General features: G+C 70.0%; 10 protein-coding genes and 1 pseudogene. 5 read left to right on the top strand and 6 right to left on the bottom strand.

Going from position 1 to position 24,895, the window contains the following annotated elements:
- The 6 genes and pseudogenes from ACAG20_RS18780 to ACAG20_RS18755 all read right to left on the bottom strand — a co-directional run.
- A pseudogene (locus tag ACAG20_RS18780) lies at positions 1–2,975 on the bottom strand (hypothetical protein); the annotation flags it as partial.
- A 307-nt stretch (positions 2,976–3,282) separates the two neighbouring features.
- Complete coding sequence (locus ACAG20_RS18775; RefSeq protein WP_370493654.1) at positions 3,283–10,749, bottom strand: PE family protein; 7,467 nt, start codon at positions 10,747–10,749, stop codon at positions 3,283–3,285.
- An 88-nt stretch (positions 10,750–10,837) separates the two neighbouring features.
- Positions 10,838–13,243, bottom strand: coding sequence for a hypothetical protein (locus ACAG20_RS18770; protein WP_370493653.1), 2,406 nt, complete (start codon positions 13,241–13,243; stop codon positions 10,838–10,840).
- Positions 13,244–13,283: 40 nt separating this feature from the next.
- Positions 13,284–15,584 (bottom strand): hypothetical protein, encoded by a 2,301-nt coding sequence (locus ACAG20_RS18765; RefSeq protein WP_370493652.1) that lies wholly within the window; start codon positions 15,582–15,584, stop codon positions 13,284–13,286.
- Between the two features lie 866 nt (positions 15,585–16,450).
- The gene (locus ACAG20_RS18760) at positions 16,451–18,331 is read right to left on the bottom strand and encodes a fatty acyl-AMP ligase (protein WP_370493651.1); all 1,881 of its coding nucleotides are present in this window, start codon (positions 18,329–18,331) and stop codon (positions 16,451–16,453) included.
- Between the two features lie 75 nt (positions 18,332–18,406).
- Positions 18,407–19,603: a cysteine desulfurase-like protein gene (locus ACAG20_RS18755; RefSeq protein WP_370493650.1), complete on the bottom strand. Its 1,197-nt coding sequence runs from the start codon at positions 19,601–19,603 to the stop codon at positions 18,407–18,409.
- Between the two features lie 127 nt (positions 19,604–19,730).
- Between ACAG20_RS18755 and ACAG20_RS18750 the strand changes: the two genes are divergently transcribed.
- From ACAG20_RS18750 to ACAG20_RS18730, 5 genes are read left to right on the top strand one after another with little or no spacing between them, the layout of a single operon-like run.
- The gene (locus tag ACAG20_RS18750; protein ID WP_370493664.1) at positions 19,731–21,686 is read left to right on the top strand and encodes a DUF6541 family protein; all 1,956 of its coding nucleotides are present in this window, start codon (positions 19,731–19,733) and stop codon (positions 21,684–21,686) included.
- Complete coding sequence (locus tag ACAG20_RS18745; protein WP_370493649.1) at positions 21,662–22,237, top strand: bacterial proteasome activator family protein; 576 nt, start codon at positions 21,662–21,664, stop codon at positions 22,235–22,237. The genes ACAG20_RS18750 and ACAG20_RS18745 overlap by 25 nt, the downstream gene beginning before the upstream one ends.
- Before the next feature lie 6 nt (positions 22,238–22,243).
- Positions 22,244–23,047, top strand: a complete 804-nt coding sequence (locus ACAG20_RS18740) for an ABC transporter ATP-binding protein (RefSeq protein WP_370493648.1) — start codon at positions 22,244–22,246, stop codon at positions 23,045–23,047.
- On the top strand, positions 23,044–23,958 hold the full coding sequence (locus tag ACAG20_RS18735; protein WP_370493647.1) for a glycosyltransferase: 915 nt from the start codon (positions 23,044–23,046) through the stop codon (positions 23,956–23,958). Before ACAG20_RS18740 ends, ACAG20_RS18735 begins: the two co-directional genes overlap by 4 nt.
- The gene (locus ACAG20_RS18730) at positions 23,955–24,785 is read left to right on the top strand and encodes an ABC transporter permease (protein WP_370493646.1); all 831 of its coding nucleotides are present in this window, start codon (positions 23,955–23,957) and stop codon (positions 24,783–24,785) included. Before ACAG20_RS18735 ends, ACAG20_RS18730 begins: the two co-directional genes overlap by 4 nt.
- The last annotated feature ends 110 nt before the right edge of the window (positions 24,786–24,895 follow it).

Genomic DNA, 24,895 nt, shown 5'->3' with positions numbered 1-24,895 from the left:
GCCACGCCGGCGTCGCCGCCGCTGCCCGCAGCGCCGCCGTTGCCGCCGGTCCCAGCGGCCGCCACGCCACCGGATCCGCCGTTGCCGCCCGCGCCGCCGGCTCCCGCGGCGCCGCCGTTACCGCCCCGGTAGTCGAGGAGAGGTGCGTCGTCCGCCGCGCCACCGTTACCGCCGGCGCCGCCTTGACCGCCGGCACCACCGTCGCCACCGTTACCGGAGTTCGCGCCGCCGGCGCCACCGGTACCGCCGTGACCGCCGGCCGCACCGGACCCACCGGCGGTGCCGTCGATCAGGACGGTCTCGCCGTCGATACCGGAAGCGCCGGTACCGCCGTCACCACCGACGCCGCCGTCGCCGTCGTTACCGGCCGCGCCACCGTTACCACCGGCGCCACCGGCCTGGGCGACGAGGCCTCCGATCAGCTCCCCATCGCCGCCCTTACCGCCCGCGCCACCGTTGCCGCCAGTGGCCGCCGCGCCGGTGTCGCCGTGGTCTGCCTGGCTGGTGTGGTCTGCGTTCCAGCCGCCGGCACCACCGGTACCGGCCGTGCCGCGGTTACCGCCGTGGCCGCCCTGGCCACCCGATCCGGCGGTGGCGTTGTTGCCGCCGCCGGCGCCGTCGCCGCCGTTACCGCCGTTACCACCGTTGCCGGCCGCACCGCCGAGACCGCCCGCGCCGCCGTCGCCCTGCTCACCGGCGATGCCCGCCGCCGCGGTGCCACCGGCACCACCCTGGCCACCGACACCACCGGCACCGCCGTTACCGCCGTTACCGGCGTTGACACCGGCCGTGCCGTTGTCGCCGCTGCCGGCCGTCGCGTCGATCCCATCGTCGCCGTCGAGGCCGTGTCCACCGGCACCGCCGGTGCCGCCTACGCCGCCGACACCACCGGCGCCACCGTTGCCCGAGTTGGTGCCGCCGGCACCACCGGTGCCGCCGGCGCCACCGGCGCCACCGGTGCCACCCGCGGTGCCGTTACCACTGACATCGACCGTGCCGGCGATGCCGGTTGCACCCTGGCCGCCGGCACCACCGTTACCGCCGTCGCCATCGGTGCCGGCGTCGCCACCGTCACCACCGGCGCCGCCGGCCTGCACGGTGCCGTCACCGAGCACCAGGCCCTGACCGCCGGCACCACCGTTACCGCCGTTACCTCCGGTGCCGTCGACACCGTCCGCGCCCGAAGCGGCCTGCGACCCACCACTGGAGCCACCGGCGCCACCGGCGCCACCCGCCCCGGACGAGCCCGCCGCACTACCGCCCTTGCCGCCGGCGCCGGCCGCCGCGCCGGTACCACCACCAGCGCCAGCACCACCAGCACCACCATTGCCGGCCGCGCCACCAGCACCACCATCACCACCAAGACCACCAACACCGTGCGCACCGGCGGTGCCGTGCAGCGACGCACCACCGGCACCACCATCGCCACCGACACCACCATCGCCACCAGCACCACCATTGCTGGTCGCATCCCCACCATCGCCACCGTCATCACCACTACCGGCGACCGCATCAGCACCGGCAGCACCATCAGCACCGGCACCACCAACACCACCAGCACCGGCGTTACCACCAGCGCCGCCAGCGCCACCATTGCCCGACACCGCAGCACCACCAGCACCACCGGCACCACCGTGACCACCGGCCAGACCCGACGTGCCCTCACCATCGACATCGGTCGAACCAGCCACGCCATCAGCACCATCACCACCAGCGCCACCAGCACCGCCGTCGCCGATGTTTCCAGCCGCACCACCAGCACCACCATTGCCGCCGGACTCACCCGCGGTCACCGCACTGAAGCCATCACCACCGGCACCACCATTGCCGCCACTGGTGGCCGCCGCACCACCAGCACCGGCCACACCCGCATCACCACCGCGCCCACCGGCGCCACCGTCAATATGGGTGGCGTCACCATCAGCACCGGCACCACCATTGCCACCGGCACCGGCATCACCACCGACACCGGCAGCACCACCGGTGCCCGTAGCACCCGAGGCGCCGATCAAGCCACCGGCACCACCGACACCCGCCTTGCCGGCCGCACCGGCAGCACCACCATCGCCACCATTACCAGCGTCACCGCCGTCCTCACCAGCATTGCTGGCGTCCACGCCGTCGCCACCATCACCACCGGCACCACCATGGCCACCAGCGCCACCATTGCCACCAGCACCACCGGAACCGATGAACCACGAACCCCGACCGCCGGCACCACCGTTGCCACCAGCACCACCATTGCCACCAGCAACACCATCGAGACCAGCCGCCCCGGCCGCCCCGGCCAGGCCCGCCAAGCCATCGCCACCATCACCGCCGGCACCACCAACGCCGTACAAGAACCCGATGCCCGCACCACCAGCACCGCCGTCACCACCGTCAGCGCCACCAGCGCCACCAGCACCACCGACGCCCATCCACCAGCCGCCAGCACCACCGGCACCACCATCGCCGCCGCCCAGGCCCGCACCACCGGCGCCGCCATCACCGAACATGCCCGCAGCGCCACCGGCACCACCAGTGCCATCCAACGCCGTACCACCGGCACCACCATCACCGAACCACAAACCACCAGCACCACCAGCAGCCTCAGCCACCGTGCCGCCATCAACACCATCCGCCCCGTTACCGATCAGCATCTGACCGAAACCGAACAAGTTGATAAACGAATTAACCTGCTCGCCAAAGGGACTCAGAATCCACTGCTGCCCCAACTCATGCAACGGCTGATAGAACAACGAGCCGAACCAATCATCAGCAGCCGCCGACCCCGGCACATCCGCCACCGACGCATCAAAACTCAACCCCACATTGGCCAACAACGGCTCCCACGCCGCCCCATCAAACAACGTCTCCCACGACGACGCCGACCCCAAATCCGCAAACGCCCCAGCCAGATCATCACCGAAAAGATCAGCAACCCAATCCAACTCATCAGCCTGCGCCACCGGAGCCACCGACACCGGCGCCACGCCAAACGCCAAGAACGCCCCAACCGCACTACCCGCGGCCGCTACCCGGCTATGCCGGCGCCCGCGCGCGCCTGCCGAGCCACGACGGCCTGTGCGGTGCTGCTTGTCAGTCATTTGGGACTCCCTATGTTGCGACGAACCCATGTCGGTGATGTCTTGTCGGATCAAGTTGTTGAGTGTTGGTTCGGCGCTGAGGTCTCAGCACCGCGGGGGATAGCTGCGGAGCGGTCGCTCGGCTGCGAGCGAACCCCCGGGAACATCCCGGAGGTTCGCCGCACGCCTGACGCCGGCCGGCGGGAGCGGATCATCATCCGACCCCGCCCTTGCCACCGGCGCCACCGCTGCCACCGGTGCCTCCGGTTCGGCTGCCGCTGCCGGAGGGGTTGTTGCCGCCGTTGCCGGGGTTGCCCGGGTCACCGGTCACACCGCCGCCGCTGGTGCCGCCGATGCCACCGGTACCGCCGGTGCCACCTACGCCGCCCGGCAAGTTGCCGCTGCCGGTGTTCTGCGCGGTACCGCCCTGGCCACCCTTGCCACCGGCACCGCCAGTACCGCCGTTGCCGTTGGTGCCGTCGCTGCCGGCCGTACCTTCCTGTCCGGAACCGTTACGGAGGTCGCCTGCCGCACCGCCTTGACCGGCGGTGCCGCCGGTGCCGCCGGTACCGCCGGTACCGCCGTCACCACCTTCACCACCGGCAATGTTGGTGCGGTGACCCGCGGCGCCCTTACCGCCCGTGCCGCCAGCACCACCATTGGAACCGTTGCCACCGTTGCCGGCGGTACCGCCGGAGCCGGCGTTGCCCGAATTGGTCCCGCTAGCGCCGCCGGCACCACCCGCACCGCCGGCTCCACCGGCCTTGCCGTCGCCGCCGGTGCCGCCGGTGCCGCCCTTCTCGCCGGACTGGGCTGCGGGGGTGGTTCCGGTGCTGCCAGTGCTGCCGTTGGCGCCGCCAGTGCCGCCGTTGCCGCCCTTGCCACCGTTGCCGCCGTTACCGTTGAGCGCCGCGCTGCCGCCCTTGCCACCCGCGCCGCCGGCCTGGCCGTCATTGTCGGCGTTGCCGTTGGCGCCGTTGGCGCCGTTGCCGCCGTTGCCACCGTTGCCGGCGGCGCCGTTGGCCCCGGTCGCGCCGCTGCCGGCTTGCGCGGAGTTGTCACCGTTCCAGCCACCGGTCCCGCCGACACCACCCGTGCCTGCGGTGCTGGAGCTGTTGCCGCCGTCACCGCCGGCGCCCGCGACCGGCCCGCCGGTAATGGCCAGCGTGCCGCCGTTGCCGCCGTTGCCGCCGTTACCGGCGTTACCGCCGTTACCGCCCTTGGCACCCACACCGCCGGCGCCGTTGGCGCCCGCGGTGCCGTTGAAGGCGTTGCCGCCGGCTCCACCGCTGCCACCGCTACCGCCGGCACCGCCGTCACCGGCCGTCCCGGTGGCGTCGCCACCGTTTCCGCCCGCGAGGCCGCTGTTCGCGGCCGCGTTGGTCCCGACCGTGCCATGAGCCGCGTTGCCGCCGTTGCCGCCGATGCCGCCCGCACCGCCGGCACCGCCCGCACCGCCGTTACCGGAGGTGAAGCCACCGGCACCGCCGGACCCGCCGGCACCGCCGTTACCGCCGCTGACGCCGTCGGTGCCGTCTTCGCCCACGGTCGTCCCGTTGGTGCCCGCCGCGCCGGCGCCGCCGTTACCGCCGTTGCCGCCGTTACCGACCGCGCCGGCCGCGCCACCGGACCCGCCGGCACCGCCGGACTGCGCGATTCCGGAGCCGAGCATCACGCCGGCACCACCGTTACCGCCGTTGCCGCCGTTACCGACGGCGTTGCCGGCCGCACCGTCCGCGCCGTCGGCGGCGATCAGTCCGTTGGCCCCGGCACCGCCATGGCCACCGGCACCGCCGGTTCCGGCGAACCCGCCGGTACCACCATCGCCGCCCTTGCCCGCGATGAGCCCGGTGCCGCCGCTGGCGCCGTTGCCACCATTGCCGCCGCGTCCAGCGTCACCGCCGGCGCCGCCGTCACCGCCCTGGCCGCCGATACCCGCTGCACCCTGGCTGCCGTTGGTGGCGGTGCCGCCCAGTGCGCCCGCGCCACCGTGACCACCCGCGCCACCGTTACCACTCAGACCCGCATTGGTGCCGTGCTGACCGAAGCCGCCGCTGTTGGCGACGGCATGCTGCCCGTCGACACCGTTCGCGACGCCACCGACGCCGCCCGCACCACCGATGCCACCGCGTCCACCGGCACCACCGTTACCCGCGATGCTGCCACCGGCGCCACCGACGCCACCGTTGCCGGCGTTGCCGCCCGCGGCGCCGTCGGTGCCGTTGCCGCTGCCATCGATGACACCGTTCGCGCCCAGCGCGCCGTTACCACCGTTACCGCCGGCGCCACCGTTGCCGACGATTCCGGCCGCACCGCCCAGGCCGCCGTTACCGCCGTGCTGCGATGAGCCGTCAGCGAGCGTCTGTCCGGTGCCGCCGTGGCCGCCGGCCCCGCCGTTACCGCCGTCACCGACGGCACCGTCCTGGCCGTTCGCGGCCTGGCCATCCTGACCGGTGCCCCCGGCGCCGCCGAGGCCGCCGACACCGAGCCGGTCACCACCCTGGCCACCGTTGCCGCCGTCGCCGGCGACGCCGTCCGCGCCGCCGCCCGCGCCCTGGCCGCCGTTGCCGCCGTTGCCCGCGTTGCCGGCGTTACCGCCATTGCCGCCGACGCCTGCGGTGCCGTTGGCGGCATCGCCGCCCCGGCCGCCGGCCGCGCCGTCGGCTGAGTCGCCGCCGGCACCACCGTGGCCGCCGTCACCACCGGCGACGCCGACCGCGCCGTGGCCGCCGTTGCCGCCACTGCCGCCGTTACCGCCGTGACCGCCCGCGCCGCCGTCACCGGAGACGGAGCCGCCGGCACCACCGTTGCCGCCCATGCCGGCCGCGGCGGCGTTGCCGCCGGCAGTGCCGTTGCCGTCACCACCGGTGACCCCGGCCGCGCCGTCAGCGCCGTTACCGCCGTTACCGCCCGCGCCGCCGTTGCCGACGTCACCACCGGCACCGCCGTTGCCGCCCCGGCCGCCGACCTGGCCGCTGCCGACCTGCCCGTGGCCACCGTTACCACCGACGCCGCCGTTGCCGCCACGAGCCGCCTCGGCGCCGTCGGCACCGTCCGCGCGCTGGGTGACGCCGTCACCGTTCAGACCGCCGGTACCGCCGGTCCCGGCCTGGCCGATGTCGCCACCGGCACCGCCGTTGCCACCGGTTCCGGCCACCGGGTTGACCCCGCCGCCGGCGCCGTGACCACCTCGACCGCCGTCGGCGCCGGTTCCGGCGTTACCACCGCGGCCACCGACCGTACCCAGGCCGTTGCTGCCGGCGGTGCCGTTGGTCGCGGTTCCACCGGCACCGCCGTTACCACCGTTACCGCCGTTGCCGCCGTTGCCGCCGCTGCCGCCGGCAAGCCCGTCACTGCCGACGCCACCGGTGCCGGCCACCGCGTCGAAGCCCGCCTTACCGACGGCGCCGTTGCCGCCGTTGCCGCCGGTACCCGCCGTGCCGGCGCCACCGCCGGCACCGCCGTTACCGGAGATCGAGCCGCCCTTGCCGCCGGCACCACCGTCACCGCCGTCGCCGCCGGACTGACCGTCCCGGCCATCAACCTGACCGGCGGTAGTTCCGTTCGCGCCGTTACCGCCGATGCTGCCGGCACCACCGGCGCCACCCGCGCCACCGTTGCCGTAGGTGCCGGCGTCGCCGCCGGCGCCGCCCGCGCCACCGGCCTGCGGGTTGCCGCCGGCCAGCGTCATGCCGTTGCCGCCGCGGCCGGCGGCGCCACCGTTACCGCCGGTGGCCGCACCGCCGTTGCCGCCGTTGACGGCCTGCTGTCCATCGCCGCTCAGGCCGCCCTTGCCGCCGTATCCGATCCCGCCGCGGTCGCCGCCGTCGCCACCGTTACCGCCGGCACCGGCAACCGCGTTCGCGCCGCCACCGGCGCCGTTGGCACCGGTACCGCCGTTACCCGCGTTGCCCGCGGCACCACCCTGGCCGCCGGCGCCACCCGCGCCGACCGCACCGTCGTTGCCGAGTGTGGCGGTACCACCGAGACCACCGTTACCGCCGTCACCGCCCAGGCCGCCGGTGCCACCGCTACCACCATTGCCGCCGTCGGCGCCGGCGAGGCCGCTGCCAAACGCCGCGTTGGTCGCGTTGGCGCCATCTGCGCCGTGTCCACCGCGGCCGCCCGCGCCACCGGCGCCACCCTGACCGCCGGCGCCGGCGTCACCGGACTCGTAGCCGCCGTCGCCGCCCTGGCCGCCGTTGCCGCCCAGGCCGCCCACGCCGCCGTTGGTGCCGTCGGTGCCATCGCCGTTGCCATCGACAACACCGTCGACGCCCGCCAGGCCGGTGGACCCGACGCCACCGTTGCCGCCCGCGCCACCGGTACCGATCGCGCCGGCGGCACCACCGTTACCACCGTCGCCACCGGCCTGCGGCGTGCCGTCGGCCTGCACCAAACCGGTACCACCGTTGCCGCCCGCACCGCCGTTACCGCCGGTGCCCTCGGCACCGGCCTCGCCGCTGTCGGCCTGCTCGGTGTGGCTGGCGTTCCAGCCGCCCTCGCCCGCGTCGGCGCCGGCCTCGCCGCGGAGGCCGCCCTTGCCGCCGTCACCACCGTGACCTGCCTTGACGCCGGCACCGCCACCGGCACCGTGGCCGCCCTGGCCGCCGTTGCCGGCATTGCCGGCATTACCGGCATCACCGCCGACGCCGCCGAGCCCTTCGGCCCCGACCAGCCCGTGCGCTGACGTGCCGCCCGCGCCGCCGTTGCCACCCTGGCCACCACTGCCGCCGTTACCGCCGTTACCGGCGTCGCCGCCGTTGGTCCCGTCGCCGCCGCTGCCCGGAGCCGCATCGAATCCGGCGTCGCCGTCCGCGCCCGCGCCACCGTTACCACCGGCACCGCCGGCGCCACCGTTACCACCGGCGCCACCGTCACCGGAGTTGCTGCCACCGGCACCGCCGACACCACCGGTACCGCCGGCACCGCCGAGCGCACCGTGGGTGCCGTGGCCGTCACCACCTGTTACGCCGTCAACGGTGGCGCCCACGCCACCGTTACCGCCAGCGCCGCCGTTGCCGTCCAACGCCGCGTCGCCACCGGCGCCGCCGTTACCACCGGCCTGGCCGGTCACGCCGTCGGCGGCCAACCCTTCGCCGTCGCCGCCGTCGCCGCCGGCGCCACCATTGCTGCCGGCACCGACTGCGCCCGCGCTGCCGTCAGCGCCGCCGTCAGTCCCGGTGCCTGCCGCACCGGCCGCACCGCCGAGACCGCCCGCGCCACCCTGGCCGCCGTCACCGGCCGCGTCGAAGCCGCCACCGCCGAGGCCCTTGCCGCCGGCCGCGGCCTGACCGGCGTCACCGCCGTTACCCGCGGCGCCACCGGCACCACCGAGGCCGTCACCGCCGCTGAGCCCGCCGGCGCCACCGTCGCCGCCGATACCACCGGTCCCGGCGCCACCGCCGGTGCCACCGGTGCCACCGGCCACCGTCGCGTCAGCCGCCGCACCGCCGTTGCCGCCGGTTCCGCCCTGGCCGCCGGCCCCGCCTACGCCGCCAGTGCCGGTGTTGGTGCCGCCGGCACCACCGGTGCCGCCGGCGCCACCGTTACCACCGGTGCCACCGGTGGTGCCGTCACCACTGACATCAGTCTCGCCGTCGATGCCGGTCGCACCCTGGCCGCCGGCACCACCGTTACCGCCGTCGCCATCGGTGCCGGCGTCGCCACCGTCACCACCGCGACCACCGTCTTGCACCGTGCCATCGCCAAGGACCTCACCCTGGCCACCGGCACCACCATTGCCACCATTGCCAGCCGCGCCAGCAGCACCGGTAGCGCCCGAATCCGCCTGCGCGCCATCACCGCTGGAGCCACCGGCGCCACCGGCACCACCGGCACCGCCCACGCCGTCAGAGGTACCGCCCTTGCCGCCGGCGCCGGCCGCCGCACCGGTGCCACCACCAGCGCCAGCACCACCAGCACCACCATTGCCGGCCGCGCCACCAGCACCACCATCACCACCGAGGCCACCAACACCGTGCGCACCGGCGGTGCCGTGCACCGACGCACCACCGACACCACCATCGCCACCGACGCCACCAGCACCACCAGCACCACCATTGCTGGTCGCATCCCCACCATCGCCACCGTCATCACCACTACCGGCAACCGCATCAGCACCGGCAGCACCATCGGCACCGGCACCACCAACACCACCAGCACCGGCGTTACCACCAGCGCCGCCAGCGCCACCATTGCCCGACACCGCAGCACCACCAGCACCACCGGCACCACCGTGACCACCGGCCAGACCCGACGTGCCCTCACCATCGACATCGGTCGAACCAGCCACGCCATCAGCACCATCACCACCAGCGCCACCAGCACCGCCGTCGCCGATGTTTCCAGCCGCACCACCAGCACCACCATTGCCGCCGGACTCACCCGCGGTCACCGCACTGAAGCCATCACCACCGGCACCACCATTGCCGCCACTGGTGGCCGCCGCACCACCAGCACCGGCCACACCCGCATCACCACCGCGCCCACCGGCGCCACCGTCAATATGGGTGGCGTCACCATCAGCACCGGCACCACCATTGCCACCGGCACCGGCATCACCACCGACACCGGCAGCACCACCGGTGCCCGTAGCACCCGAGGCGCCGATCAAGCCACCGGCACCACCGACACCCGCCTTGCCGGCCGCACCGGCAGCACCACCATCGCCACCATTACCAGCGTCACCGCCGTCCTCACCAGCATTGCTGGCGTCCACGCCGTCGCCACCATCACCACCGGCACCACCATGGCCACCAGCGCCACCATTGCCACCAGCACCACCGGAACCGATGAACCACGAACCCCGACCGCCGGCACCACCGTTGCCACCAGCACCACCATTGCCACCAGCAACACCATCGAGACCAGCCGCCCCGGCCGCCCCGGCCAGGCCCGCCAAGCCATCGCCACCATCACCGCCGGCACCACCAACGCCGTACAAGAACCCGATGCCCGCACCACCAGCACCGCCGTCACCACCGTCAGCGCCACCAGCGCCACCAGCACCACCGACGCCCATCCACCAGCCGCCAGCACCACCGGCACCACCATCGCCGCCGCCCAGGCCCGCACCACCGGCGCCGCCATCACCGAACATGCCCGCAGCGCCACCGGCACCACCAGTGCCATCCAACGCCGTACCACCGGCACCACCATCACCGAACCACAAACCACCAGCACCACCAGCAGCCTCAGCCACCGTGCCGCCATCAACACCATCCGCCCCGTTACCGATCAGCATCTGACCGAAACCGAACAAGTTGATAAACGAATTAACCTGCTCGCCAAAGGGACTCAGAATCCACTGCTGCCCCAACTCATGCAACGGCTGATAGAACAACGAGCCGAACCAATCATCAGCAGCCGCCGACCCCGGCACATCCGCCACCGACGCATCAAAACTCAACCCCACATTGGCCAACAACGGCTCCCACGCCGCCCCATCAAACAACGTCTCCCACGACGACGCCGACCCCAAATCCGCAAACGCCCCAGCCAGATCATCACCGAAAAGATCAGCAACCCAATCCAACTCATCAGCCTGCGCCACCGGAGCAGCACTCAACGGCGACAACCCCAGCGCCAGGAACGCCCCAACCGCACTACCGGCGCCGAGCAAACGCCGGCCACGCCGACCCTGCCGACGGTTGTCCGAAGAGTTACGCCCTACAGCCATTTGGGATTTCCTATCTGTGTGACTCACAGCCGTGCTAGCTCTGTTTGGGAATTGGTTCTGGAACATCAAGTCGGTCCGGTCAGCAGGTTCAGCCGTAGAAGCCCAACGCTTCGGCTATCTGGTGCGGAATATCGTTCATCCACAGCGGAAGCATCCCGAAGAAGTCGCTGTCGAAGTCGAGGATGCCCAGGTCGGAAAGACCCATGCCCTCGATCAGACCGTTGATGTCGAGGCTGCCGAAGCCGAGGTCGGTGAGCAGCGAGTTGATCGTCACACCACCGAGGCCCAGGTTGGCCACGATGGTGTCCAGGTCATAGTTGTCCAGGCCCATCCAGCCCAGGAACGTGCCCAGTGTCGGGTCGCCGAGCAGGCTGGTCATCACGTCGGTGATGAAGCTGTCGAGATAGACCTCGTCGAGACCGAGGCCGCCCAGCATGCTGCCGATCGACGTGGTGCCCAGCAGCTCGTTGATGAAGTCGTCGAGGTGCTGGTCGCCCATGCCCAGGCCGTTGAGGATGTCGGCAATATAGATGCCGCTCAACCCGATTCGGTCGATGAACATATCCAGGTCGACGTTGTTCAGGCCGAGGTTGTTGAGCATCGCCTGGATGTAGAGATCGTTCAGGCCGAGGCTGTCGATGAGGCCGCCCAGACTGACGCTGTCCATCCCCCAGTCCGAGAACAGCGACAGCAGTGTGGTGTCGGTCAAGCCGAGCCCGTCGAAGACGTTCGTCATGAGTTCGGTCAACGTCGGGTTGAAGCCCCAGTCGAGCAAGAACTCCTCGATGGTGACATTGCCGGTCAGGTCGCCCAGACCGTTGAACAGGTCCTCCAGCGAGTAGTCGTCGAGGTTCATGGCGCCAAGCAGTTGGAACACGTTGACGTCGTAGAGGTTCATGTTCTGCACGGTCTCGCCGAGGGTGTTGGGACCCAACACCGCGCCGAGCGTCGGGTTGCCGGCCTTCTCGAGCAGGGATGCCATGTCAGGGGCGAGGATGCCCAGCGGCGTGTCGGCCAGGTTCGGGTAACCGCCCAGGCCAGGCAGGGTCTTCAACAAGTCGACCAACACCACATCGGTCGACGGGGTGTCGGGCGGGTAACCCATGGTGTTCTCGCCGATCGGCATCGCCTCCAGCAGTTCGCCGAGGGTCTGGTTGCCGAAATCGCCCATCAAGTCACCCAACGTGGCACCGGGCGGGAACATGGAGAGCAGCATCTCCATCAGCCCAGTGTCGCCGGTCATGCCCGGCATGAAGCCCTCGTTGAGCAGGTCGATCAGCGTCTGCTCGCCGTATTCGCCGAACATGCCGGCGAGCGAGCCGACGGTGATGCCACCGAGGCCCAGCTGCTCGAAGAACTCGGTCAGCGGGGGGTCGCCCATGGAGTCGCTCAACAAGCCGCCGACGGTCCACGACGGGTCGACCAGGCTGGCGAGAGATTCGGTGCCCTGGGCGCCGAGCAGGTCCTTGATCAGGCCACCCACGGTTGCGTTGTCGCCGCCGACGAGGTCCAGGATCAACTCGGAGAGGGTGGGGTTGCCGATCCCGATCTCCGGGGAGTTGAGCAGCGCGATCAGCAGGCTAGCGATCGAGTCGTCCGGGCTGATGCCGCCGAGGTCGGTCAGCAGTTCGGCGATGGAGGGGTTGCCGATGCCGGCCTCGTTGAACAGGCCGATCAGCAGGTTGGACAGCGTCTCGGTGCCGACCCCGAACTCGTCGAGCAGATCCACCGGCGTCATGTGGCCGTAACCGACCTGGTCGAGCAGATCGATGATCAGGGTGTCCAGCGGCGTATCCCCGATGCCGGCCTGGCTCAGCAGGTCGGTGATGGTGGTGTCGCCGAGGCCGGTCATGTCGACGACACCGCCGACATCGAGGCTCAGTCCGGGCTGAGCCGGCGTGAGGATGCCGTTGAACAGCGGGAGGCTGAAGCCCGCGATGTCCAGGCTCGCGTGGCCGTTCAAGAAGGCGTCAAGCAGCGTCGCCGGCGCGCCGACCAGCGCCGAGAGCGCCCCCATCGGGTCGGTGAAGTCGAAGATCTGCTGCATCAACTGCTGCATCGCAGCGAAGACGGCCATCATCGGGCCCATGCTGGTGAGGATCGAATTCAGCCACAGCGGCAGCTGCAGGTCGACCTCGACCGGGAACGGGAATGCCTGCACGTCAACGGTGGGCAGCGGGTTGGTGAAGATGTTGATGACATCCGGGATGCCGGCCAGCGCCTGCTGCGGGTTGGTGAAGACGTGGACCAGCAGCCCCCACATGTCGACCGAGTTCTGGTTCAACGCCTGCAGGTTGGCGGTGGTGTTGTTGAACAGGTCTGTCCACGGCGAGAAGAAGTCGCCGTCCGCGGTCAGGGCGACGGCCCGCTGCTCCACGGCGGCGATCTCACGCTGCAGTTGCGGCAGGTGTGACGTCACCGGCGGTGCAGCGACGAGGCCCACCCCGACAATCGCCAGGCCGGTGGTGACGTAGGGACGAAGTGTTTGCTGCATGATGCCCTCCCGGACGAAAGTTCCAGAGTGTTGTTGTCGCTTAAGCACCGAGAATCTCCGCAATCTGGTCCCCTAGGCCGTCGAGCCAGTAGGACACCGAGCCGAAGAACTCCCCGATCTGCGCATTGATGAGGGTGAGGTCGCCCAGGCCCATCGAGGCGAGCAGTTCGTCGACGGTCTGAGTGCCGAAGTCGCCGAGCAGCGAGCTCACCGTCGAATCGCCGAACATCGAGTCGATCAGCTCGTTGAGGGTCTGCGATCCCAGCCCGGCGTCGATGAGCGCGTCACCGATGGTCATGCTGCCCAGGAACTGGTCGAACAGGTCGCCGAGCGATTGGCCGCCGAGGCCGAATTCGTTGAGCATCTCGTTGAGGCTCTGCGTGCCCAGCGCCTGGCTGATGATGTCGTCGAGGTGCATGCTGCCCAGGCCGCCGTCGTCGAGCGCGTTGGCCACGGTCTGGTCGCCGAAGAACTGGTTGAGAAGTTCGCTGAGGTGCTGGTTGCCGATGCCCGCCTCTTCGAGCATGTCGGCGATGGTCTGGTCGGCCGGGATCAGCTGGTTGATCAGGTCGGAGAGGGTGGTGGTGCCCAGCGGACCGAGCAGCTCCGCCAGCGGCTGGTCGGGCATGCCCGCCAGCACCAGCTCGAGCAGGGTCTGGTCGCCCATGCCGGAGTCGGCGAGCATCTGACCCAGGGTCATCGAGAAGTTCTCTTGGATCATGTCGGCCAGCGTGGCGTCGCCCATTTCGCCGAGCATCGAGATGAGTGGATCGTTCAACTGGTCGCCCAGGATGCTGGCGATGGTCGTGCTCGTCATGGCGTCGGCCAGCAGATCGTCACCACCCTTGTCCAGCGGGGTCATGCCGGTAGCGACGAGCATGTCGTTGATCGTGAGGTTGCCGGTGATGGGCGCCAGGTTGCCGAAGATGGTGCCCAACGACATGTTGGTGATGCCCATCAGGTCGGTGATGTCGCCGACCGTGACGGTGCTGAAGCCCGCGTACTCCATGACGTCGGCCACCGAGACGTTGCCGTATTCGCCGAGCACGGTGACGGCCAACTGGGCCAGGTCGGCGTCGGCAAGGCCGGCCTGACCCAGCAGGTCCATGATGGTCTGGTTGCCCAGGCCGAGTCCCTCGAGCAGCGAGCCGAAGAACTCGTGGGTGGTCTGGGTACCGATGCCGATTGCGTCGAGCAGGCCTTCTGTCGTAGTGCCGCCCAGGCCCAGCGCGTCGACCGCGGTGTGCAACAGCCCGTTCAACGTCAGGTCGTCGGCGCCGAGGTCGCCGAGCAACTCATTGACGGTCGGGTCACCGATGCCCAGCGCGTTGAGCATGCTCACGCCCAGGTCGGCCAGTTTGAGGTCGGCCACACCGACGCTGTCGGCGATGTCGACGACCGTCGGGTTGTCGAATCCCAGCGCGTGGGTGAAGTCGATCACGATGTCAGCGACCTGCACGTCCCCGATACCCAGCTGGTCCATGAGCTCAGCGATGGTCGGGTTGCCGATGCCCACCGCGTCCAGCAGGGTCGTCAACACGTTGGCGACCTCGAGGTCGGCCAGACCAAGCGAGTCGAGCACGTCGACGGGGGTCTGGTCACCCATGCCCAGGCTGTCCAACAGGCCGGTCAGCATGCCGGCCACCGGCAGGGTGCCGATCCCCATCTGGTCGAGCAGGCCGGCGATGGTCTCATCACCGATCTTCAGCTCGTCGACCAGATCACCCGCGGTCATGTCGATGATCAGGTTCTGACCGGGGACCAGGATCCCGTTGAAGGCGGGGGCGTCGATGCCGAGCGCACCAATAGTGCTGGTGCCGTTGAGGAATGCGTCGAGCAACCGCGCCGGCGCGGTGAAGATGGCCGCGAACGGGTCGAGCGGGTCGCTCGGGTTGAAGATCTGGTTGAGGATGTCCTGCCAGGCGTCGTTGACCGTGATCATCGGGCCGATGATGCCCATCCCGATGGTCAGGATCGGCGAGAGCAGCACCATGAGCGGGTCTTCGCCGCTGATCGACGGCATGATGCTGGTCAGGAAGTCGAACACCTCGGGCAGCCGCGACAGCGAGCTGGGGTCGCTGAAGATCTGCTCGAGCAGGTTGCCCCAGCCGTTGTCGGTGCCCATCGCCACCAGGTTGGTGGCGGTGTTGTTGAAGAGGTCGGTCCACGGCCCGATGAAGTCAGCCGTGAGCTGCACGGGGTGGTGTTCGACGTGCTGAACCTGCGGGAGGTCCGCCTGGGGCCGCAGCACGGCAGCGGGAACGGCCCCGTTTACCGCAATCAGCGTGGCACCCGCAATGGCTACACCGGGTGTGACGTACGGGCGAAGCGCCAGCTGCATCATGGTCTCCTACAGGAACTGATCATGGACGTTGCTGAACTTTACATGAGTTTTTACGTTTGTCGACGCGAATGTTTTCTAATGAAAATCGTCCGAAAAACGCCCTATATCGCACGTATGACGATATGTCGTCCGTCTGCGAGGACGTCTGTACGGCTGAGGCGACGCTACATCCGACCAGCCGAAAACGCAGCTCTTAGGTTTTGTTAATGCTCATTCGGAGATGCGCCGGTTCGATTCGGAGAAGGGGTCGGCTCGCTGAGGCGGAGCGCAAGATTGAGCACAGCAAACCTGAGGCCGACGCAGCCGGCGCACCGTGCGAAGTCGGTTTCCGCTTGCCACGCGGCCGGTGAGCACCGTCACTGCAGCCGCCCGGCCACGATTAGGTCACGGCTCGCGGGCTATCCGAATGGCTTGGGCCGGATATCAACCCGGGTGACACGTCGTCGGATACCCGCCAGGGTCGACCAAAGTCCACCTAGGTGTCATGGCCTGCCACCGAATCCGCTGGCACGACAGGGCGCTGTTGCGCAGCCGCCCGGAGATCCGCCTCGCGTGCGGGCCGATCAGGCGGTGCGATCCAGCATCGGATTCCAGTGTCGCGCAGCCCTATTGGAGGCGACCGCAGCAGACCGAGCGCACCGTCAAAGCGGTGACGGCCAACATCGGTCAAGGTCCACTTTGCTGCGCGCCGGCGATCTCGGGTTCCGCTGCGCCGGACAACTTTTCGTGGCAAACAGCTGCAGCAGCTGGGAGCGATCCGCGGCACCGATTCTTACGCAACGGTATCGAGGACACCGTCGGGAACATCGACGTTCTCGCGTCAGCATCCCCGGTGACGTCGTCGTGCCGCGCAGGACCGCCCGTCAGGACCCGCCCGACTGGTCCTGACCCGCCACCCGCAGCCCCAGATTCGCCGCGACGAGCCGCCCCAGGCCGGCCGTCAGCGCACCCTTGACCCCCTGGGGCTTGTTCTCCGGCCTGGGCTCGGCCCACTGGGCCAGCGCCACCAGCTCACCGGCGACGTACTGATCGCGGCAGGCGCTGCGCTGGATCTTGCCGCTGGTGGTGGTCGGGATCCGCATCGGCTTGAGCAGCACCACGGCCTGCGCGTCGATCCCGTGGTGGGCGCGGATCGCGGCGCGGATCGATTCGATCAGGCCGTCCAGATCGACCCCGGCGGCCTCGTGGTGGTGGATCTCCTGCACCACCACCAGGTACTCGGGGGCGTAGCGCTGCGTCGGTAGCTGGAACGCCGCGCCGCGGCCGGGCATCAGTGCCGGGTGGCAGGCCTGCACGGTCAGCTCGATGTCGTTGGGGTAGTGGCTGTAGCCGCCGATCGTCATCAGGTCCTTGCACCGCCCGGTGACATAGAGCTCCCCGTCCCGGAAGAATCCCAGGTCACCGCTGCGCAGGTAAGGTCCCTCGCCGGTGTCGGCCAGGTGCGCGTCGAACGCGTACTCGGTCTCCTCGGGACGTCCCCAGTAACCCACCCCGACGCTGGGCCCGGCGACCCAGATCTCGCCCACTTCGTCGGCGCCGCGGCGCAAGCGCGTCTCGGGGTCGACGATCAGCACTTCCTGGGTCTCGGCTTTGGCGCCGCAGGCCACCAGCGGCAGCGCCCCGGCGGCGTCGTCCGGCACCTCCACGACCCGGTCCTCACCGAGCGAGCTCCGGTCGAAGTTCCGGACCACCGGCACGGGCGAGTCGGACATTCCCGTCACACCGAGTGTCGCCTCGGCCAGCCCGTAGGCCGGAATGAAGGCCTCGGACCGGAAACCTGCCGGGGCGAATGTCTCGGTGAAGGACCGCAACGTCTCGGAGCTGATCGGCCCGGCACCGACCACCGCGATCGACAGGCTCGACAGATCCAGCGCGGCGCGCTGTTGCGGGGTGCTGCGTTTGACGCACGCCTCGTAGGCGAAGTTGGGCGCCGCCGTGATCGTGGCCTGGAAGCGCGAGATCGCCTGCAGCCAACGGATGGGGCGCATCAGGAACGCACTCGGCGACATCAACACCGTGGTGCGGCCGCCGTAGATGGTGCCGAGGATGCCCCCGACGAATCCCATGTCGTGATACTGCGGCAGCCAGGACACCCCGCTGATCGGACTATTGAGCACCGGAGCATCGTCGGGCGGGTTCAGCGCCCAGCGCATGATCTCGAGGTTGCTCACGTAGTTGCGATGGGTCAGCACGCAGCCCTTCGGTACCCCGGTGGAGCCCGACGTGTACTGGATCATGGCGAGACTGTCGGCGCCGATGCCCTGCAGTTGCCAGTCGGGGCCGTCGTCCTCCACCTCGTCCATGGCCAGCCAGCTCAGCTTCGGCCCGGCGCTGAGGCCATCGACGGCGGCCTTCATCTTGGCCTGGGTCTTGGCCGTGGCCAGCGCGAAACGCGCATCCGCCTCGGGGACGACGGTCTCGATCCGGCGGATCGGCCAGTGCTCATCGACCGGGACCGCGACGGCGCCGGCGTAGAAACAGCCGAACAATCCGGCGACGCTGTCCACTCCGGGCCGGCAGAGCACCAGCACCCGCTCGCCGGCGGCACCCTGGCGCTGCAGGTCCACCGCGATGGAACGGGCCCGGCTGTCCAGTTCCCGGTAGGTGATGCGGGCTTCTTCGGTGTCGCCTTCCGGGCAGAAGATGAACGCGGGCGTGTCCTGCAACCGCGCAGCCTGCTGCTGCAACAGGTCAACCAGGGTGGCCACCGTCAAGGGGGCCAGGGACGTCGTCGGTTCTGCCATCGTCTGATCTGCCTTAGGAAGTGCTGGGGGGTATCGGCCACAGCGTAGCGGGACGAAGCGGAACCGGACCCCCAGTCAGCCCAACGATGCCAGCGCGCGCACCAACTGGTCGACTTCCGACGCCGTCGAATAGTGGCTCAGCCCCACGGTGACCGCTCCCCCGACGTCGTTGACCCCGATCACGTCCAGCACCCGCGCCCCGGCGTTGGCGATCGCCAGCACGCCGTTGTCGGCCAACCGCTGCACCACCCGCTCGGCGGTCACGTTGCGCACCGCGAAGCTGACCACCGGAATCCGGACCTCGGGCTGGCCGATCATCATCACCAGCGGCAGCGACCGCAGCGAGCCGACCAGGTAGTCGAACAGCCGGTGCAGATACGCCCCGGCGGACTGCATCGAGACCGCCAGCCGCTCGGGCCGGCTGCCCCGGGCGGACTCGTCGAGCGAGGCCAGGTATTCGACACTGGCCACCAAGCCCGCCAGCAGCCCGAACTGATGCAGCCCGACCTCCAGCCGCGCCGCGCCGACGGCGTGCGGGTTCAGCGACACCGACCCGAACGTGTCGATCAGCGCCGGGTCGCGGAAGACCAGCGCCCCCACCGGTGGGCCGCCCCAGCGGGCCGCGTTGAGGGCCACCACGTCGGCCTCGACGTCGTTGATGTCGAGCAAGTAGTACGGTGCCGCCGCGCAATGGTCGACCACCGCCACCCCGCCGACGTCGTGGATCAGCTTGGTGACCGGCCGTAGATCGGTGACGGTGCCCAGCACCCCCGACGCCGAGGTGACCGCCACCAGCCGCGTCGACGGGGTGATCAGGTTCTCCCACTGCCAGCTCGGCAGGTCCCCGGTCTCGATGTCCACCTCGGCCCATTTGAGTTTGGCGCCGTAGCGGTTGGCGGCGCGCGCCCACGGGGCGATGTTGGCCTCGTCATCGAGCCGGGTGACCACGGTCTCGTAACCCAGGCTCACCCGCGACGACGCCGCATCGGCCAGTGCGCTCAGCAGCACCGCGCGATCCGGTCCCAGCACCACCCCGGCCGGATCGGCGCCCACCAGGTCGGCGACGGCCTGACGGGCGGCGCCCAGCACCGCGGCACTGCGTCGGGCAGCCGGGTGCGGACCCGTCGACGTGGCCAGCGATCCCCGGAAGGCGGTCGACACCGTGGTCGCCACCGAGTCCGGGATCAACATGCCCGTCGGCGCGTCGAAATGCACCCATCCGTCACCGAGCGTCGGGTGCAGACCACGCACCCGGGCGACGTCATAGGCCATGTCAGCCCCTTAGAACTTCTCAAGATCGGGTGATCGGTGAAAATATCGGATAACGGGATAGCTCCCCCGCAGCGCTGAGCCGTGTCACCTTGGCAGACATACTAGTGCAGTGCTTCTGGGGTTCGGAATGGTTGCCGCGCTACTGCTGCTGGTCGCCCCGGGAGCACTCATCGCCGCCGGGTCGCGGCTGACGTGGCCGCTGGCGGTGACGGTCGGCCCGGCGCTGACCTACGGGGTGGTCGGGCTGGCCATCGTGCCGTTCGGAGCTCTCGGGATCCCCTGGAACGCGGGCACCGCGCTGGCCGCACTGGTGGTGGTCGGGGCGTTGGCGGCCGGCCTGGCCCGCGGTGTCCGGGGGTTGCTGGAGCGCCGGCCCGGCATTCAGGTGGCGGCGCCGGGGACCGCCGTGGGGCCGATGCTCACCGTGGCCGCCGGGGTGTTGCTGGGCATGCTGCTGATCGGCTGGGCGGCGGTACGCGGCCTGCCGGATTGGCAGAGCATCCCCAGCACCTGGGATGCGGTCTGGCACGCCAACACCGTCCGTTTCATCCTCGACACCGGGCAGGCCTCGCCCACCCACATGGGCGAACTGCGCAACGTCGAGACCCACACTCAGCTCTATTACCCGTCGGCGTTCCACGCGCTGACCGCGGTGCTGTGCCAACTGACCGGTGCGGCACCCACCACCGGCTACACGCTGGCCGGCCTGGCCGCCTCGGTGTGGCTGTTCCCGATCAGCGCCGCGCTGCTCACCTGGAATCTGCTGCAGCGGGTGTTGAGCACCCGCCGGCTTGCGCTTTCGGCGGCTACCGCCGGCGCATTGTCGGCGTCGTTCACCGCGCTGCCCTATGTCGAGTTCGGCACCGCGGCCATGCCCAACCTGGTGGCCTACGGGCTGGTGGTACCGGCTTTTGCGCTGGTCACGGCGGTCCGGACCCACCGCGATCGCATCGGCGTGGCGGTGCTGGCGCTGGTCGGGGTGTTCTCGGTGCACCTGACCGGGGGCATGGTGACGGTGTTGCTGCTGGCGGCCTGGTGGCTCGGTCCCTTCGACGGGGCGCTGTGGAATCCGTTGCGGGGCAAGCGGCGCGACACCCTGGCGCTGGCCGCTGTCGTGGTGCCGACCGGACTGCTGTTGTTGCCGCAACTGCTGAGCGTGCGTGAGCAGGCCGACATCATCGCGGGGCACTCCTTCCTCACCCACGAGGGCCGCAAGTCGGGGCTGCGTGACGCCCTGTTGCTGCACACCCGCCACCTCAATGACTTCCCGATCCAGTACGCGCTGGTGGGCCTGACCGCGGTCGGGGCGGGGCTGCTGCTCTATAAGAAGGTGTGGTGGCCGCTGGCGCTGTGGGCGGTGCTGGTGGTGGGGGTGGTGCAGTCCTCGGCTCCGCTGGGCGGCCCGGCCGGCGCCGTGATCGGCCGTTTCACCGACCTGTTCTACAGCGACCCGCGCCGGATCATGGCAGCGATGACGCTGCTGCTGATCCCGATGGCCGGCGTCGGGCTGGCATGGCTGGCCCTTTTCCTCGGCGAGCAGACACGAAGGCCCCTAAAAATGCGCCGATTTGGGGGCTTTCACGTCTGCTCGGCACTGATTGCGCTGGTGGTTACCGTCGGGCTGGCCTGGCACTATCTGCCGCGGCACGCGTTTCTGTTCGGCGACAAGTACGACTCGGTGATGGTCGATGCCCGCGACCTGGCGGCGTTCGCCCACCTGGCGGAGCTGCCCGGGGCCCGCGACAGCGTGATCGGCAACGCCAACGTCGACGGCAGCGCCTGGATGTACGCGGTCGCCGGCCTGCACCCGCTGTGGACGCACTACGACTATCCGCAGCAGCAGGGTCCCGGCCCGCAGCGGTTCGTGTTCTGGGCCTACGCCGACGACGCCGACACCGACCCGCGGGTGGCGGCCGCCGTGCGCGCGCTGAACATCCGCTACGTGCTGATCAGCAGCCCGACGGTGCGCGGGTTCTCGCTGCCCGACGGACTAGTGTCACTGGAGAAATCGCGGTCGTGGGCCAAGATCTACGACAATGGCGGGGCCAGCATCTATGAATGGCAGGGAGGCGAGGGGCGTTGAGCACCGGTAGTAGCAGCGCAGACGGCTCAGACGACATCGAGATCATCAGCGGCGCCGACCCGCGGCTGCTGGCCGCCGGCGGTGCACCCGCCGCCGACGCCGATGACGACGACGAGCCGTCGCTGACCGACCTGATCGAGCAGCCCGCCAAGGTGATGCGGATCGGCACGATGATCAAGCAGTTGCTCGAGGAAGTGCGGGCCGCCCCGCTCGACGACGCGAGCCGCGCCCGGCTGCGCGAGATCCACGCGGCCAGCATCCGCGAGCTGGAGGACGGTCTGGCCCCGGAGTTGCGGGAGGAGCTGGACCGGCTGACGCTGCCGCTGCGCGAGGACGCCACACCGTCCGACGCCGAGCTGCGCATCGCCCAGGCCCAGCTGGTGGGCTGGCTGGAAGGGCTGTTCCACGGTATCCAGACCGCGCTGTTCGCCCAGCAGATGGCCGCCCGGGCGCAGCTGGAGCAGATGCGCCACGGCGCGCTGCCGGCCGGGCCCACCTCGGGCGGTGCCGGTCACGGTCACGGTCATTCCGGCACCGGCCAGTACCTGTAGCTCGCCTTGTCTGCCAGCGATCCTTTTATCGAGACCCGCGACGCCTGGGTGGAATTCCCCATCTTCGACGCCAAGTCGCGGTCGTTGAAGAAGGCGTTCCTCGGTAAGGCCGGCGGGGCGATCGGGCGCAACAACTCCAATGTGGTGGTGGTCGAGGCGTTGCGCGACATCACCATGTCGCTGTCGCTCGGCGACCGGGTGGGCCTGGTCGGTCATAACGGCGCCGGCAAATCCACACTGCTGCGGCTACTTTCGGGGATCTATGAGCCCACCCGAGGGTCGGCGACCGTGGTCGGCCGGGTGGCTCCGGTGTTCGATCTGGGCGTGGGCATGGACCCGGAGATCTCCGGTTACGAGAACATCATCATCCGCGGCCTGTTCTTGGGCCAGACCCGCAAGCAGATGGCCGCCAAGGTCGACGAGATCGCCGAGTTCACCGAGCTGGGCGACTATCTGGCGATGCCGCTGCGCACCTACTCCACCGGCATGCGGGTACGGCTGGCGATGGGGGTGGTCACCAGCATCGACCCGGAGATCCTGCTGCTCGACGAAGGCATCGGCGCGGTGGACGCCGAGTTCTTGAAGAAGGCCCAGACCCGGCTGCAGAAGCTGGTGGAACGCTCCGGAATCCTGGTGTTCGCCAGCCACTCCAACGAGTTCCTGGCCCGGCTGTGCAAGACCGCGATGTGGATCGACCACGGCACCGTCAAGATGACCGGCGGCATCGAGGAAGTGGTCGGCGCCTACGAGGGCCCCGACGCCGCCCGCCACGTGCGCGAGGTGCTCGCCGAGACGCGGGAACAGGCGTGACCGAAACCGTCTACGCCGTCGTCGTCACCCACCGGCGGGTCGAGCAGCTGACCGAATCGCTGAAGGCGCTGGTGACCCAGACCCGGGTACCGGACCACGTGATCGTCGTCGACAACGACTTCGCCTCCGGTGACACCGCGGTGCGCGACCTCGTGGCCGGGCAGCCGGTGCCGTGCACCTATCTCGGGTCACGGCGAAACCTCGGGGGCGCAGGCGGTTTCGCGCTCGGGATATTGCACGCCCTGGCGGCCGGCGCGGATTGGGTGTGGCTGGCCGACGACGACGGCCGGCCGGCCGATTCGGGCGTGCTCGCCGCGCTGCTCGGCTGTGCGGCCAGGCACGGGCTGGCGGAGGTGTCGCCGATGGTGTGCAACATCGATGACCCGTCCCGGTTGGCGTTCCCGCTGCGGCGGGGGCTGGTGTGGCGACGCGAGGTCAGCGAATTGCGCAGTGGCGGAGGCGATCTGCTGCCGGGGATCGCCTCGTTGTTCAATGGGGCGCTGTTCACCGCCGACGCGCTGGACGCCGTCGGCGTGCCCGACCTGCGGTTGTTCATGCGTGGCGACGAGGTGGAGGTGCACCGCCGACTGGTCCGCTCGGGCCTGGCGTTCGGCACCTGCCTGACCGCGGTCTACCTGCACCCGTGCGGGTCGGACGAGTTCAAGCCGATCCTGGCCGGCCGGATGCACACCCAGTACCCCGACGACGCGGCGAAACGCTATTTCACCTACCGCAACCGCGGCTACCTGATGTCGCAGCCGGGCATGCGCCGGCTGCTGCTGCAGGAGTGGCTGCGGTTCGGCTGGTTCTTCCTGGTGTCGCGCCGCGATCCGGCCGGGCTGGTCGAGTGGATCCGGCTGCGCCGGCTGGGACGCCGGGAGCAGTTCGCCAAACCCGAGGGGCAGCAATGAGCTTCACCGACGTCGCCGCGCAGTCCAAGACCTTCGCGCGGGCGCGGGCCGATCTGGTGGACGGCTTCCGTCGCCACGAATTGTGGCTGCACCTGGGATGGCAGGACATCAAGCAGCGCTACCGGCGCAGCGTGCTGGGCCCGTTCTGGATCACCATCGGCACCGCCACCACCGCGGTGGCGATGGGCGGGTTGTACTCCAAGCTGTTCCACCTCGACCTGGCGGTGCACCTGCCGTACGTGACGCTGGGGCTGATCGTGTGGAACCTGCTCAACGCCGCCATCCTGGAGGGCGCCGACGTGTTCGTGGCCAACGAGGGGTTGATCAAACAGCTGCCGACGCCGTTGAGCGTGCACGTCTACCGGCTGGTGTGGCGGCAGATGATCTTGTTCGCCCACAACATCGTCATCTACATCCCGATCGCACTGATCTTCCCCAAACCCTGGTCGTGGGCGGATCTTTCGGTGATCCCGGCGCTACTGGTGATCGCACTGAACTGCGTGTGGGTGTCGCTGTGCTTCGGGATTCTGGCCACCCGCTACCGCGACATCTCCCCGCTGCTGTTCTCGGTGGTGCAGCTGCTGTTCCTGATGACGCCGATCATCTGGAACTACGACACGCTGCGCGCCCAGGGGGCGTCGCGCTGGATGACGGTGATCGAGTTCAACCCGCTGATGCACTACCTGGAGATTGTGCGCGCCCCGCTGCTGGGGGCGGCCCAGCCGCTGCGGCACTGGGGGGTGGTGCTGGTGCTGACCCTGGTCGGCTGGTCGGTGGCCGCGCTGGTGCTGCGCCAGTTCCGGGCGCGGGTGGCCTACTGGGTGTAGGACCCGTTCGTCACACCGCGCGTGCCAAGGGCCGATCCCGCTACATTGATAGCAGCGATATACGGTATTGGCCCCGGACAAGGATTTTGAGTTGATCGCCGGGATAACAC

Origin of the sequence: Mycobacterium sp. pW045, assembly GCF_041287085.1 — a bacterium.
Taxonomy (GTDB): domain Bacteria; phylum Actinomycetota; class Actinomycetes; order Mycobacteriales; family Mycobacteriaceae; genus Mycobacterium; species Mycobacterium algericum_A.
The sequence above is the reverse complement of the archived record's forward strand: the minus strand, read 5'-3'. Positions and strand labels throughout refer to the sequence as shown.

Bases quoted from the DNA above. Each gene is read 5' to 3' on its own strand.
- ACAG20_RS18775 (WP_370493654.1), bottom strand. From the start codon at position 10,749: ATGGCTGTAGGGCGTAACTCTTCGGACAACCGTCGGCAGGGTCGGCGT.
- ACAG20_RS18770 (WP_370493653.1), bottom strand. From the start codon at position 13,243: ATGCAGCAAACACTTCGTCCCTACGTCACCACCGGCCTGGCGATTGTC.
- ACAG20_RS18765 (WP_370493652.1), bottom strand. From the start codon at position 15,584: ATGCAGCTGGCGCTTCGCCCGTACGTCACACCCGGTGTAGCCATTGCG.
- ACAG20_RS18760 (WP_370493651.1), bottom strand. From the start codon at position 18,331: ATGGCAGAACCGACGACGTCCCTGGCCCCCTTGACGGTGGCCACCCTG.
- ACAG20_RS18755 (WP_370493650.1), bottom strand. From the start codon at position 19,603: ATGGCCTATGACGTCGCCCGGGTGCGTGGTCTGCACCCGACGCTCGGT.
- ACAG20_RS18750 (WP_370493664.1), top strand. From the start codon at position 19,731: ATGGTTGCCGCGCTACTGCTGCTGGTCGCCCCGGGAGCACTCATCGCC.
- ACAG20_RS18745 (WP_370493649.1), top strand. From the start codon at position 21,662: ATGGCAGGGAGGCGAGGGGCGTTGAGCACCGGTAGTAGCAGCGCAGAC.
- ACAG20_RS18730 (WP_370493646.1), top strand. From the start codon at position 23,955: ATGAGCTTCACCGACGTCGCCGCGCAGTCCAAGACCTTCGCGCGGGCG.